The organism is uncultured Shewanella sp., from assembly GCF_947495455.1.
Classification (GTDB): Bacteria; Pseudomonadota; Gammaproteobacteria; order Enterobacterales; family Shewanellaceae; genus Shewanella.
This window is the reverse complement of sequence record NZ_CANLZC010000060.1, coordinates 20,616-34,932: the sequence shown is the minus strand read 5'-3', so window position 1 is coordinate 34,932 and position 14,317 is coordinate 20,616. Positions and strand designations below refer to the sequence as shown.

The 14,317-nt window shown below is 42.3% G+C and carries 10 protein-coding genes and 1 pseudogene; 1 reads left to right on the top strand and 10 read right to left on the bottom strand.

Translation table 11 applies throughout. The annotated features are described in order from the left end of the window. Positions 1-594: 594 nt before the first annotated feature. On the bottom strand, positions 595-3,318 hold the full coding sequence (gene secA / locus Q0791_RS15380) for a preprotein translocase subunit SecA (protein WP_299008182.1): 2,724 nt from the start codon (positions 3,316-3,318) through the stop codon (positions 595-597). Positions 3,319-3,380: 62 nt separating this feature from the next. Next, entirely contained in the window at positions 3,381-4,280 is a 900-nt protein-coding gene (locus Q0791_RS15375; RefSeq protein ID WP_299008180.1) for a M23 family metallopeptidase, read from the bottom strand. A gap of 27 nt (positions 4,281-4,307) precedes the next feature. Between Q0791_RS15375 and Q0791_RS15370 the strand changes: the two genes are divergently transcribed. Next, positions 4,308-4,760, top strand: coding sequence for a DciA family protein (locus Q0791_RS15370; protein ID WP_299008175.1), 453 nt, complete (start codon positions 4,308-4,310; stop codon positions 4,758-4,760). A gap of 9 nt (positions 4,761-4,769) precedes the next feature. On the opposite strand, the gene lpxC is transcribed toward Q0791_RS15370, so the two are convergent. From lpxC to murD, 8 genes and pseudogenes are all read right to left on the bottom strand, one after another. Then, positions 4,770-5,687, bottom strand: coding sequence for a UDP-3-O-acyl-N-acetylglucosamine deacetylase (gene lpxC, locus Q0791_RS15365; RefSeq protein ID WP_299008172.1), 918 nt, complete (start codon positions 5,685-5,687; stop codon positions 4,770-4,772). A 181-nt stretch (positions 5,688-5,868) separates the two neighbouring features. Next, the gene (gene ftsZ, locus Q0791_RS15360) at positions 5,869-7,059 is read right to left on the bottom strand and encodes a cell division protein FtsZ (RefSeq protein WP_299008169.1); all 1,191 of its coding nucleotides are present in this window, start codon (positions 7,057-7,059) and stop codon (positions 5,869-5,871) included. Between the two features lie 31 nt (positions 7,060-7,090). Next, positions 7,091-8,326 (bottom strand): cell division protein FtsA, encoded by a 1,236-nt coding sequence (ftsA, locus tag Q0791_RS15355; protein ID WP_299008166.1) that lies wholly within the window; start codon positions 8,324-8,326, stop codon positions 7,091-7,093. A 4-nt stretch (positions 8,327-8,330) separates the two neighbouring features. Continuing rightward, a pseudogene (locus Q0791_RS15350) lies at positions 8,331-9,093 on the bottom strand (cell division protein FtsQ/DivIB). Positions 9,094-9,192: 99 nt separating this feature from the next. Continuing rightward, positions 9,193-10,668, bottom strand: coding sequence for a UDP-N-acetylmuramate--L-alanine ligase (gene murC, locus Q0791_RS15345; RefSeq protein WP_299008160.1), 1,476 nt, complete (start codon positions 10,666-10,668; stop codon positions 9,193-9,195). Position 10,669: 1 nt separating this feature from the next. Beyond that, a complete protein-coding gene (gene murG / locus Q0791_RS15340; protein WP_299008156.1) occupies positions 10,670-11,761 on the bottom strand; it encodes an undecaprenyldiphospho-muramoylpentapeptide beta-N-acetylglucosaminyltransferase in 1,092 nt (363 codons plus the stop codon). Continuing rightward, entirely contained in the window at positions 11,761-12,972 is a 1,212-nt protein-coding gene (gene ftsW, locus Q0791_RS15335; RefSeq protein WP_299008153.1) for a cell division protein FtsW, read from the bottom strand. The genes murG and ftsW overlap by 1 nt, the downstream gene beginning before the upstream one ends. Further along, a complete protein-coding gene (gene murD / locus Q0791_RS15330; RefSeq protein ID WP_299008150.1) occupies positions 12,965-14,311 on the bottom strand; it encodes a UDP-N-acetylmuramoyl-L-alanine--D-glutamate ligase in 1,347 nt (448 codons plus the stop codon). The genes ftsW and murD overlap by 8 nt, the downstream gene beginning before the upstream one ends. Positions 14,312-14,317 lie beyond the last annotated feature (6 nt).

Below are 14,317 nucleotides of genomic sequence, written 5' to 3'. Positions count from 1 at the left end.
ATTTCGAATAACTTAATCTCTGTGAGTGCCCACACAGATTTGCTTGTCTAATTTTTAAAGAACGACGCTCTAAATAAATGCTAAAGAACGTTTCGCCATATTGGCTGAGGAGGCGTATTCTACGCTTTTCCTCGTGTGCGTCAAGTGTTTTTTTAAGAAGTTTTTCAAAGGTTAACTCTTATACAAGATAGGAATCACCTTCGCACTTCATAACTACTTGAAACGCTTGTCACCGCTGCTTTTTCCTATCGCTATAGGAAGCTGCTTTGCCGTGTCAGTGGGTGCGCATTATAGGGAGATTTGAAATTAGCGCAAGGGCTTTTTAAAGAAAAAAAGCATTTATTTTCACTTTATTTATTAAACACAAGTTCCTCACCACTTACCCCCCAACTTATCCCCAAATACCGCTGTAAATGCGGATTTTATCGACAATTGAGAAAAACCACTATAAACAAAATTTGAAGATATATATTTTTAATACCAATTCGATTGACTATTTATGGTCATTCAAGATCAAAAAAGCCAACCTCATAAAGGTTGGCTCTTGTGTTATCTACTGACCACTTAATCTATTGGCCACTTAACCTAAATCTCTTAAGTTAACTTTCCATGGCACTGCTTATACTTACGTCCAGAGCCACAAGGACAAGGCTCATTTCGCCCTACCTTTTCGCCGGAACGCACAACAGGCGTATGAGCAGCATCGGCTTCAGTTTCATTACTACCAACCAGAGCATCAGCAGCGGCATGCTGATAATCACGATGAATTTTCGCTTCTTCTTGTCTACGCTGCGCTTCCATTTGTTCAACATCAGCTTGCGCCTGCACTTGCACTTTAGACAAAATGGAAATTACATCTTGCTTTAATGACTCCAACATATCTTGAAACAGCTGAAATGATTCTCGCTTATATTCTTGCTTAGGATTCTTCTGTGCATAACCCCGTAAATGAATACCTTGACGTAAATGATCCATCGCTGACAAGTGCTCTTTCCATAAACCATCCAGTGTTTGCAACATTACTGCCTTTTCAAATTGACGTAATACTTGCTCACCTACCATTTCTTCTTTAGCTTTGTAAGCTTTTACCCAAAAATCAGCAATACGTTCACGTAATGTCTCTTCATAAAGATCATCTTCTTTATCTAGCCATTCTTGAACAGGTAACGATAAGCCATATTCATAATCTAAGCGCTTTTCAAGACCCGCAACATCCCATAATTCTTCAACGGACTGCGGTGGAATATATTGATCGACGATATCATTAATCACATCACCTTGAATATTAGTGATGGTATCTTGAATACTCTCAGCATCCATCAGCTCATTACGTTGGTTATACACCACTTGGCGTTGATCATTAGCAACATCATCAAACTCGAGCAATTGCTTACGAATATCAAAGTTTCTCGCCTCAACTTTACGTTGTGCATTTTCAATGGCGCGGGATACCCAAGGATGCTCGATAGCCTCCCCTTCTTCCATTCCTAATTTTTTCATCATTGAAGAAACACGATCTGAGGCAAAAATACGCATCAAGCTATCTTCCATAGAAAGATAAAAACGCGAAGATCCCGCATCCCCTTGACGACCTGAACGACCTCGTAACTGATTATCAATACGACGAGACTCATGGCGCTCTGTACCTAAAATGTGCAACCCGCCTAACTTAACAACTTCATCATGACGTGCTTGCCAATCAGCTTTCACTTTGGCTTTCTGTTCATCAGTTGGGTTATTGAGTGCATCGATTTCCATATTCCAATTGCCGCCCAACACAATATCTGTGCCTCGACCCGCCATATTGGTCGCAATTGTCACAGCACCTTTACGGCCCGCTTGAGCAACAATATCCGCTTCACGTTCATGGAATTTAGCATTTAACACTTCATGAGGAATTTTCTCTTTCTTCATCAAGCTATGCAGCAATTCAGATTGTTCAATGGATACCGTACCCACCAACACTGGTTGTCCTCTTTCACGGCAGTCGCGAATGTCATCAATAATCGCCGTGTATTTCTCTGCAGCCGTTAAATAAACTAAATCTGGTTTATCTTGACGAACCATAGGTTTATTCGTCGGAACGACCACAGTATCTAAGTTATAGATATGCTGAAATTCAAACGCTTCTGTATCCGCGGTTCCCGTCATCCCTGCAAGTTTTTCATATTGACGGAAATAATTCTGAAAAGTAATTGACGCAAGCGTTTGATTTTCATTTTGAATTTTAACGTTTTCTTTGGCTTCAACCGCTTGATGTAAGCCTTCAGACCAACGGCGACCAGGCATGGTTCTGCCCGTATGTTCATCGACAATGATAACTTCATCATCTTGAACAATATAATCCACGTCTTTTTCAAAAAGTGTATGCGCACGTAGAGCGGCATTGACATGATGAAGCAGAGAAATATTGGTTGCAGAATAAAGCGAATCACCTTCTGCTAACATGCCTCGCTCGGTAAGTATTAATTCAACTTTCTCTTGACCACGCTCAGTCATATGCACTTGCTTGGCTTTTTCATCAATCGAATAATCACCCGTACCAGTATATTCATCACTGTCTTCTTTGTCTTGACGAATAAGGTTAGGGATTAATGTATTGATTTTAATATAAAGCTCTGAGCTATCTTCGGCAGCACCTGAAATAATAAGGGGGGTACGAGCTTCATCAATTAAAATAGAATCCACTTCATCAATTAATGCATAATGTAATGGGCGCTGAACACGTTCAGCTGGCGAAAAAGCCATATTGTCGCGTAAATAGTCAAAACCAAATTCATTATTGGTTCCGTAGGTAATATCAGCATCATAAGCCGCTTTCTTCTCAGCTTGAGCTAAACCCGCCACATTAATGCCGACACTTAACCCTAAAAATTCAAATAAAGGACGATTGAATTCAGCATCACGTGCAGCAAGGTAATCGTTCACTGTAATGACATGAACACCTTTGCCCGTTAGGCCATTAAGATAAGCAGGCAAAGTCGCAGTGAGTGTTTTACCTTCACCGGTACGCATTTCTGCAATACGATTACTGTTTAAAATCATGCCACCAATAAGCTGAACATCGAAATGACGCATCTCAAACACACGCACAGAGGCTTCGCGAACAACTGCAAACGCTTCAGGCATAATACTTTCTAAACTTTCGCCTTTCTCTAAACGCTCACGAAAAGAAACCGTTTTCGCCTTAAGCTCAGCATCACTGAGCTTTTGATACGCTTCTTCTAACTCATTCACTTGCGCAGCGATTTTTTTGAACCCTTTGAGCGTACGCTCATTTCGACTACCAAATATTTTTGTCAGTAATTTACCAAACATCTGAACCACTTATTATGTTGTTGGCCAAGTCCCTTTGCGAGTCTGAAAGCCTATTGATATGATTAACCCGCTTTGCGATAAACAAATGTTTTGGGGTCGATTTGTTTTCCATCACGTAGCACTTCATAATGCACATGGGGCCCAGTTGAACGACCAGTACTCCCCATTACAGCTATATCCTCGCCTTTCGTGACAACATCACCAACACGAACAAGTAAGGTTTTATTATGACCGTATCGAGTCCGTAAACCATTACCATGATCTATCTCGACTAATTCACCATAACCAAACCGCGGACCTGCCCATGTGACAACACCACCACCGGTTGAGACAACTTCGGATCCATCCTTACCGGCAAAATCAATTCCTTTATGAAAAGCTCTTCGCCCATTAAAGGGATCATTTCGAAATCCAAAATGGGATGATAACCAACCTTTAGTAATTGGTCGACCTGAAATATAACGCTCTTTATCTATATGGAGATTCGATGACACAGTTTCAAGTAAAGAAAGCTGAACATTATTCTTATTAATACGAGAAACTAAACTGTCCATATCAGCAAGTAACTGCTCTATCTCGATATTGGCGCCTATATCACTTAACCCACCTACACCGACTTCATCAGAAAAATCAAACTGGTCATCCAATTTATTGGTCTGCGCAACTTGTTGTCCCAATGCTTCTAAGCGAGTTAATTTAGCCTGCATACGAGCGACATGCATCGCCAGCATAGATAGTTGAGAAGCAGTAGCATTTTTGAGTTCGACTAATTCTTTTTGCTGTTCTTGCCGTGCTGCTTTCTCACCATCCACACTCACTTGTTGCTGATGAAGTTGTTGCTCATTATGTTTATAAACACTAATTCCAGCTGCAACTAAGAGTGCAGGTAATAATAACCAACGCTTTCCTGGCTGCCAACGTTTTGCACCATTTCGACTTTGAATAAAAACTGTTACACTCATAACCTAACCAAGCCATTTTATTATCATATGAAAAAGCTCCCTCTGGATCTTAGCCAACTGCTCCATCAACAAAGCGGTTTACCGCAATTAGCTGAGAAAGCAGAACTCCTATTGCATCTAAATCATCATGTAAAATGTGTACTTAAAGGCCCAGTTGCAAAACAATTAAAAGTCGCGAACTTACGTCAAGGCACTCTCGTCATAGAAACGAGCACTTCTGCCTGGGCTGCTAGAATTAATTTCCAAAAAATACAAATATTACAACAATTGCAAGCAGAAATCTTACCTATGCTTACTGCGATTGAAGTCAAAGTCAACCCAAGGTTACACACTCAAACTTCCCCAGTCACACCAAATAATAGGCATATAAGTCATACTGCTGCATCACATATTGAAGCCATTGCCGAGCAAACAGATGGTTCACTTGCTCAGAAACTAAAACGGCTGGCTGCATTAGCCAGCCGTTCAAGGCAATCTTAAATTCAATAATTAGGCAAAAACTGCGCCTGCAGGTACCGTGAAGTTAACAGGAGCATCGGCTTCTTCAAAACTCACTATCTCCCATGCTTCTTGCTGCGCGAGCATAGCTCTAACAAGTTGGTTATTTAATGCATGACCCGTTTTATAAGCACTAAATTCACCTACTATGGCGTGCCCTGCAACATATAAATCCCCAAATGCATCTAAAATTTTATGTTTAACAAATTCATCATCATAACGCAGGCCATCTGGGTTTAATACGCGATATTCATCTAGCACAACGGCATTTTCCATGCTGCCACCCAGTGCTAAATTATTGGCTCTTAAATATTCAATGTCACGCATAAAACCAAAGGTTCTCGCTCGACTAATGTCTTTAATAAAAGCAGCCGAGGAAAAATCCATCGTAACATGTTGCTGACTACGTGCTATTTCAGGGTGATTAAAATCAATCGCGAAATTCACTCTAAAACCTTGAAAAGGTTTTAGCTCTGCCCACTTATCACCATCTTCAACGCGAATAGGTTTAGTGATTCTAATATATTTCTTTGCTGCACTTTGCTCTGCAATTCCCACTGATTGCAATAAAAAAACAAAAGGACTCGCACTCCCATCCATAATCGGAATTTCCGGTGCATCAACCTCAATAATGGCATTATCAACGCCAAGGCCAGCCAGTGCTGCAAATAAATGTTCAATGGTTGAAACACGAACACCATCGTCATTCACTAATGCAGTGCACATTGTCGTTTCACGAACCTGATCTGCTATGGCAGGGATCTCAACCGCTGGCGTTAAATCGGTGCGAACAAGCACTATCCCTGTATTGATCGGGGCAGGCCTGATGATCAAAGTGACCTTGTTGCCAGAATGTAATCCGACACCAGTGGTTTTTACCATTTCTTTGACTGTTCTTTGAAAAATCATTTAAATACCTGTCATTTCGCCACAAAAGCATGCACAAAACACAAAAATAGCCAACTGAGCCTAATAGACTCGGCGAATGATTCTAGCATAACTTTACTCATTAACCAAAATAAGTAGACACACAGAATCCCACCCTTAATAGGGGGCATTTATTCCAGTTAACTTCAGCAAGTTACCACTTTTAGTCAGCTTGTTTACGTAAAAAAGCTGGAATATCGAGATAATCTAACTCATTTTTCTTCTCAGGTGTCGGTACAACAACTTGCTGTTGTGGTACTGGCGCTGCACTACCTTGAGGAATATTCGGTGTTATCATCTCTTCAGCAACAAAGCTTTCAGTACGAGGTTGCTCAGTGGCCACTGTAGGCTCTGTACGAGGTGTAGGCTTAGTCACAAGTTGAATATCAGGTTTTTTTTCTGATCCAATACCAGTAGCAACAACCGTTACACGTAATTCATCGCTCATTTCAGGATCAATCACCGCACCCACAACAACAGTCGCATTATCCGAAGCGTAAGCCTTAACATGGTTACCCACAGTCTCAAACTCTTCAATGCTCATGTCCATACCCGCAGTGATATTGACGAGTACACCTCGTGCGCCGGCTAAATCAATATCTTCAAGTAAAGGACTCGCTACTGCTGCTTCAGCCGCTTCCTCAGCTCTATCTTCTCCACTTGCAACCCCTGTTCCCATCATCGCATTGCCCATTTCAGACATGACAGTTTTCACATCTGCGAAATCGACATTAATCAGGCCAGGACGCGTAATAAGCTCCGCAATACCTTGTACCGCACCTAAAAGAACATTATTAGCTGCAGCGAATGCATCCAGTAGCGATGTACCACGGCCTAACACTTTTAGTAACTTTTCATTTGGAATAGTAATTAATGAATCAACATGTTTAGCAAGTTGTTCAATACCAAGCTCCGCAAAACTCATGCGCTTTTTCCCTTCAAAAGGAAAAGGCTTAGTCACTACAGCAACCGTTAAAATCCCTTCTTCACGCGCAACTTCCGCAACAACGGGGGCAGCACCTGTTCCAGTACCGCCACCCATACCCGCCGCAATAAAGATCATGTCCGAACCTTTAATTGCGTTACGAATACTTTCTTTATCTTCTTCGGCCGCTAAACGCCCAATCTCAGGGTTGGCCCCTGCGCCTAATCCTTTGGTGACATCACGTCCCAATTGGATTGTCGTACTTGCAGCCGATTTACGTAATGCTTGTGCATCCGTATTTGTTGCAACAAACTCAACACCCTCGATGTTGTGTTTCACCATATGTTCTACGGCATTACCACCGCCACCACCAACGCCGATGACCTTAATCACCGCTTCGTCTGTATGACTGTCCATGATCTCAAACATGGCCTTTTCTCCGTTATGCATGCGTTAAAAACTAAAATTCACCTTTAAACCAGCTTTGGATACGTGCCCAAAAACTGGAAACCCCTTGGCGTTCTGGACGCTCAAACTGACGTTCGATAATCCGGCGTGCGCCATAATGCAACAAACCAACTCCAGTTGAATAGATAGGATCATCAACATATTCATGTAAGCCTTTCACCGGTAATGGCTGAGCCATTCGCACCGGCATACCGAAAGTGGCTTCAGCAATGTCAACTGCCCCTTCTATTGATGCCGTCCCTCCTGTTAACACGATCCCCGCAGCGACCTGTTCTTCAAGGCCTGAGTCTCGTAACTGTGTTAATACCAATTCAAACAATTCTTGGTATCTCGGCTCCACTACTTCTGCTAAGGTATGTCTCGACATACTGCGTGAAGGACGTCCTCCCACTGAAGGGACTTCAATGCTGTCTTCTCGACTCACCATGGAACTTCTTGCACTTGCATGTTTAACTTTAATTTGTTCTGCATGAGACAAAGGTGTTCTAAATATTTTGGCAATATCATTGGTCACTTGATTTCCTGCAACAGGAACCACTGCACAGTGACGTAGGGCCCCATTAGTGTAAATGGCAATATCCGTTGTTCCACCACCCATATCAACCAAACACACACCTAAATCTTTTTCATCATCCGTTAATACCGCATCAGCCGAAGCTATCGCAGTAAAAACTAAATCATCCACTTTCAATCCACATCGTTCGACACTTTTGATGATATTTTTCGCCATATCATTGGCACAAGTGACAATATGCACCTTGGCTTCCATCCGCATGCCTGACATGCCGATAGGGCTTCTTATGCCATCTTGTACATCAATAGCGTACTCCTGAGGCAGCACATGTAAAATACGTCTTTCTGTGGGAATTTTGACTGAACGCGCCGTGTGGATCACATTGTCAACATCATCTTGGGTGACTTCTTCGTCATTAATGGACACCATGCCATTTTCATTCTGACATTCAATATGCTTACCTGAAATTCCCAAATAGACTGAAGACACTTGACAATCAGCCATTAACTCGGCTTGATCCAATGCTCTTTGCACGCTGCGCACAATAGAATCAAGATCGTTCACTCCCCCCTTATCCATTCCTCTGGAAACGTGACTTCCGAGCCCCACAATGCTTATTTCTCCGTCCGGCAAGACTTCGCCGATAATAACTGCGACCTTAGATGTCCCTATGTCTAATCCAACGATCAGATTTCTATCTTGATTTTTGGTCATTAATTCACGGCTCTCTTATGTGCATCTTCCCAACCTACGGCCAATCCAGTGTCGTAGCGTAAATCAACAGTTGCAACCTTTTTAACTTGCTCAGCTAATTTTGGAAAAACATTAATAAATCTTTGTATTCTTGCCATTTTATCTTCCCTTCCCAGCTCTAACTTAATGCCATTATCTAAAGTAGCATGCCAAGCATGTCTTGGATTCAAGCTTAAACCAGTTAAGGAAAAACCATTAATACTTAACAGTTTACTCACTTGCCTATAGGCCTCTAGTACCTCTTTAGCTTCATCATTTGGACCTGCTAATTGAGGTAATATTTTCATTTCCTCGTTTGCTGGTGCTTCAAACACATCACCTTGAATATTCAACCAAGCCGTTTCATTCCAATGAGCAACCGCCTGTTGTTCAATCAGATACACCTTTAATTTAGCAGGCCATTCTCGCCTCACTGAAGCCTGGTAAACCCAAGGCAAGGCTTCTAATGCAGCCTGAACCTGATTCACATCAGCAGAAAAAAAGCTACGCTGCATTAAATTCTCCAAAGCTATTTGGATCTCCTTATCACTGGTAAAATGCCTCTCACCTTTAATCGCCACCGCTTCGATAGGTAAAGCACTCGCATCATGAATAACGGTATTTAATTTCACCGCAGCAACGCCCAGTCCAACTAAAACAGCAAAAAGGAAAAACACACCAAACGTGAAATACCAATTAACTTGCTTTACATATTGACCCAATGCTTGCCTTTTATTTATCCACGACACTGAAAATAATCCTTTTTCACTGTGCAAGTATAAAACCTCTTATTATATAGTCCCTTAAGAATGAATCAAAGGACGATTTAACAAGGGCGCCATCAATATTCAATCGAGCAATCCATTATGAATCTGCATCGATTGAGTCGAAACTGATAATGCTTGTGCTAAATCACGAGATATCGCACCGATATTACCCGCTCCCTGTGTCAATAACAGATCCCCTCCCTTCAATATCTCAGGTAACAAGCTATCCAACATGTTTTTATCTGAGATAAAGATCGGTTCCAGCTGGCCTCTTTGACGGATTGAGCGACATAAAGCGCGGCTATCCGCTCCCGCAATAGGCGCCTCTCCAGCACTGTAAACATCAAGTAATAATAAACAGTCTACTTGTGACAAAACATCCACAAAATCTTCATACAAATCTCGCGTTCGACTAAATCTATGGGGCTGATAGATCATGACGATTCTTTTTTCTGGCCATCCCATTTTCGCCGCTTTAATCGTTGCTGCAACCTCACTAGGATGATGACCATAGTCATCGACTAACTTAATCAAGCCCTTGTCAGTCTCAAACTCGCCCACTTGTTCAAAACGTCGGCCAATACCTTGAAAATCATTGAGTGCCTTCTCAATGGCACCATCTTCTATATCATCTTCACACGCAACGGCGATGGCAGCTAATGCATTAAGGACATTATGCTGACCTGGTAAATTAACATTTAAAGAAACATCATTATACCCTTGCCTGCGGACTGTGAACTGGCTTTGATAACCTTGTTGGCTAAAGTTGATCCCCTGCACATCGGCATCTTCGCTAAACCCATAAGTCACCACTTTACGGCCGAACCTAGGTAAGAGATCTCGCACGATAGGATCATCAATACACGCCACAACCACACCGTAAAAAGGTAAGTTATGAACAAAGTCAACGAATGTATTTTTCAATTTTTCTACATCTCCGTCATAAGTGTCCATATGATCGGCTTCTATATTAGTGATCACACTCACCATAGGTTGAAGATGTAAAAAGCTCGCATCGCTCTCATCTGCTTCAGCGATTAAATAACGACTACTGCCTAATCGTGCATTGGTACCGGCACTATTGAGTAACCCTCCAATGACAAAAGTAGGATCACGCTGAGCCTGAGCATAAACACTGGCAATTAAACTCGTGGTTGTGGTTTTTCCATGTGTTCCAGCCACTGCAACACCATGGCGATAACGCATTAACTCAGCCAGCATTTCGGCACGCCTAACAATGGGGATCCTCAATGCCTTAGCCGCTATAATTTCAGGGTTTTCATTATCGATTGCCGTGGAAACCACCACAACATCGGCGCCTTCAACTTGATTAGCCCCATGGCCCAAATGCACTGTTACCCCCAGAGACTCTAACCGACTTGTTACCGCATTCTTTGCAATATCAGAGCCACTCAATCGATAACCTTCATTCACCAAAACCTCAGCAATTCCTCCCATTCCCGCGCCACCAATACCCACGAAGTGAATATGCTTTACCCGTCGCATTTCAGGGATCATACTTCTTAACTGTGAAGATTTCTGTTCTTTACTACTCATATCAAACCTTTTCAGCCAGCTTAATGCACACGTTTGCAACTTGTTCAGTTGCATCAACAACTGCAACATCTTTTGCACGTTGCCCCATTTGATTTAAGGCGTGCCTTTGTGTCGCTAGCAATACTAATTTACTGGTTAATTTTTCAACTGTCACAATAGGTTGAGGCAACAAAAATGCAGCGCCTGCTTGAACCAAGACTTGTGCATTCTTTGTTTGATGATCGTCAACGGCATGGGGGTATGGCACCAATAAACTTGGCAAGCCAACGGCAGCCAGCTCTGAGACTGTCAGCGCACCCGCTCGACATATGACAACATCAGCCCAAGCATAAGCGGCTTCCATATCATCGATAAATTCAGTGACTTTAACACTGCCTGCCAGCCCTAACTGCTGGTATTCATGATGCACACTTTTCAAGTTATTACGCCCAACTTGATGCCACAAGGTCATCGAATGTGTTTTTCCTATATTATCAAGCACACTTGGCATTAAATCATTAAATACCTTTGCCCCTAGACTACCGCCTACAACCAGCAGCTTTAACGAGTCATCTGGTTCATCATGTTCATTTTTTCCTAATTCAATGAGCTCATGCCTAATGGGATTCCCCACAGTCTTTGCGTCGACACCGTTAAAAGTCCCTTCAAAAGCACACAAAACTTGATTGGCTATTTTTGACAATAATTTATTCGTCATGCCTGCAATGGCATTTTGTTCATGCAGTACTAAAGGAATACTCGACAATTTAGCAGCCACACCTCCTGGACCACTTGCAAAGCCGCCCATTCCCAGCACAACATCAGGCTTAAAATGCTTCATCACTTTTCTAGCCTGAAAAATAGAACGAATAATGTTAAATGGTGCCGCTAATTTACGCATCACACCGTTTCCACGAACTCCTTTAATATCAATAAACTCAATATCAAATCCATGTTGAGGCACCAACTGTGCCTCCATACGTTCCGCCGTGCCTAACCACTTAACCTGCCAGCCTTGCAAAGTCAGATATTTTGCAACAGCAAGCGCAGGAAACACATGACCACCCGTTCCTCCAGCCATGATCAAAATACGCTTATTCGATGTTGCTGACATCAACCTTTTCTCCCTTGTATCGCCTGAACTGAACTCAAACGTCTTTCATAATCAATACGAATTAATATCATCGCAGCAGCAGTCATGATCCAGAGGCTACTCCCCCCATAGCTAATAAAAGGCAAGGTTAATCCCTTTGTTGGCAATATACCTATACTCGCTCCAACATTTACAACGGTTTGAAAGCAAAACCAAATCCCTATTCCGTAAGCTAAATAACCATCAAAAGCTCTGTCTATCATCAAACATAGATTGCCTAGCTTTATGGCCTTTAACGCAACAAATAACAAAACAGATAAAACAATAACTATGCCAATAAAACCTAACTCTTCCCCAATAACGGCAAAAATAAAATCCGTATGGGCTTCGGGTAAATATTCCAACTTTTGAATACTGTTACCTAAACCTTGCCCTAACCAATCCCCGCGCCCATAAGCCATAAGCGACTGAGTGAGCTGATAACCGCTTCCAAAAGGATCTTGCCAAGGATCGAGAAATGACGTTACCCGCCGCATACGATAAGGTTCTAATAAGACTAATGCCACAAAAGCCAATATGCCGGTTAAAATAAGGGCGAAAAAGTCCAATAGCCTTGCGCCAGCGAGAAATAAAAGACCAACAGTGCCGACAAATAACACGACTACAGTGCCTAAATCTGGCTGCATTAAAATTAAAAAAGCATAAACAGCAAATACCGCAATGGGCTTATAAAAACCTTTTGCATTTTCTCTGATCTCTTGATGCCTTCTAACCAGATATCCTGCCATGTAAATGACAAAAGCTAATTTTGCTAATTCTGCAACTTGGATCCTTACAGGCCCAACAGATAGCCAGCGGGTCGCTCCATTTACGGTCGTCCCTACAACCAACACTGACACTAACATGATCCCGACTATCATCAATAACCAAGGACTCACACGCTGCCAATGCTGCATTTCGACTTGCAATACCACCGCAGCAATGGCCATACAACCTATTAAATAAATCAGTTGTCTCACAACAAAATGAAAGGGATCGCCTGTCAAACTTCTTGCTTCAGGCATTGAAGCAGACATCACCATAACGAAACCAAAACCCAATAAGCCAATAATGGCAAACAGCAGATTCCTATCGTAAAGACAGTTATCATCGTTATTGTCACGTAATAAGTGCCATTTTGGCCAGTGCACATTCTGACCCAATCCCGTCATCCCCTTAACTAAGCTACGCATCCTGCTTCTCTGTCAGTAAAGTCCCCTGAGTCACTAGCTTGAGTACTTGTGTTTTAAAGTCATCTCCTCTAGCCATAAAATTGTCATACATATCCAAACTGGCACACGCCGGAGATAGCAATACTGTATCCCCAGAAAGCGCAATTTCACTGGCTTTTTTAACGGCCTCTTCCATCGATTGAACTGAATAATATTCGGCCTTTAATCCGCCGATTTTATCGCCATCTCGACCTAAGGTAATCAGGCATTTGACCTTAGATAATGCTTGTTCTAACGGTGTAAAATCAGCGCCTTTCCCCTCTCCGCCCGCAATCAAAATAATACCATCATGGGATGATAAGCCCTCTAATGCGGCCAAGGTGGCTCCAACATTCGTCGCTTTAGAGTCATTGATATACTGAACGCCTTCTACACAACTTATTAATTCACAGCGATGAGCAACGCCTAAAAATGTTTTCGCTACTTGCTTCATTGCATCGAATCCAATGCCAGCCTTCTCTGCTAATGCCATAGCCGCAATGATATTGGCTTGATTATGCTTACCCACTAACGCAAAATCCGCCACAGGCATTATGGGAATGTCACCTTTGACAACATAACCCTCTTTCACCCCCCAGTTTTGCTCTTTGGGTTGATCTAAGCCAAAACTGTTCAGTTTTCCATATTGATTAGAGAATGTTAATATATCATCCCGATTAAAAAAAGCAGCTTTACTTTGGGCGTACAAACCTAACTTCACTTGCTGATATTCTTCAATGGATAAGTACCTATCCATATGATCTTCCGATATATTCAAACAAGTCGATGCAATACACTCTAAGCTGTGAGTGGTTTCTAATTGAAAGCTGGATAATTCTAAAATGTACAGTTCTGTGGGATTAATCAGTAGATCTAACACTGGAATGCCAATATTGCCACCCACACTGTAATCCAGCCCCGCAGCTTTAGCCATTTCAGCCACTAGGGTAGTCACCGTTGTTTTACCATTAGAACCCGTAATAGCCACAACATTGGCCTCTTGATGCTGAAGGGCTCGAGCGAAAAGTTCAACATCCCCCACCACTTCCACACCCGCTTTTATTGCTCGATTGATTGCAGGAGTACTCAACGCAATACCTGGGCTGATAACAATTTGCTCAGCTTGAATGAGTACATCAGCATCAAACTCCCCCGTCATTAAGTCCACATTGGGGTAATCTTTAGCAAGCTTCTTTGCACTAGGCGGAAGCAAACGAGAGTCCATGACTAATGGCACCACTCCTTGGGCACATAAGTAACGTACAACCGATAACCCGGTTGCACCTAACCCTAATACTATGTGCGAATACTGCTTACTCATGTTTTA

Bases quoted from the DNA above. Each gene is read 5' to 3' on its own strand.
- secA (WP_299008182.1), bottom strand. From the start codon at position 3,318: ATGTTTGGTAAATTACTGACAAAAATATTTGGTAGTCGAAATGAGCGT.
- Q0791_RS15375 (WP_299008180.1), bottom strand. From the start codon at position 4,280: ATGAGTGTAACAGTTTTTATTCAAAGTCGAAATGGTGCAAAACGTTGG.
- Q0791_RS15370 (WP_299008175.1), top strand. From the start codon at position 4,308: ATGAAAAAGCTCCCTCTGGATCTTAGCCAACTGCTCCATCAACAAAGC.
- lpxC (WP_299008172.1), bottom strand. From the start codon at position 5,687: ATGATTTTTCAAAGAACAGTCAAAGAAATGGTAAAAACCACTGGTGTC.
- ftsZ (WP_299008169.1), bottom strand. From the start codon at position 7,059: ATGTTTGAGATCATGGACAGTCATACAGACGAAGCGGTGATTAAGGTC.
- ftsA (WP_299008166.1), bottom strand. From the start codon at position 8,326: ATGACCAAAAATCAAGATAGAAATCTGATCGTTGGATTAGACATAGGG.
- murC (WP_299008160.1), bottom strand. From the start codon at position 10,668: ATGAGTAGTAAAGAACAGAAATCTTCACAGTTAAGAAGTATGATCCCT.
- murG (WP_299008156.1), bottom strand. From the start codon at position 11,761: ATGTCAGCAACATCGAATAAGCGTATTTTGATCATGGCTGGAGGAACG.
- ftsW (WP_299008153.1), bottom strand. From the start codon at position 12,972: ATGCGTAGCTTAGTTAAGGGGATGACGGGATTGGGTCAGAATGTGCAC.
- murD (WP_299008150.1), bottom strand. From the start codon at position 14,311: ATGAGTAAGCAGTATTCGCACATAGTATTAGGGTTAGGTGCAACCGGG.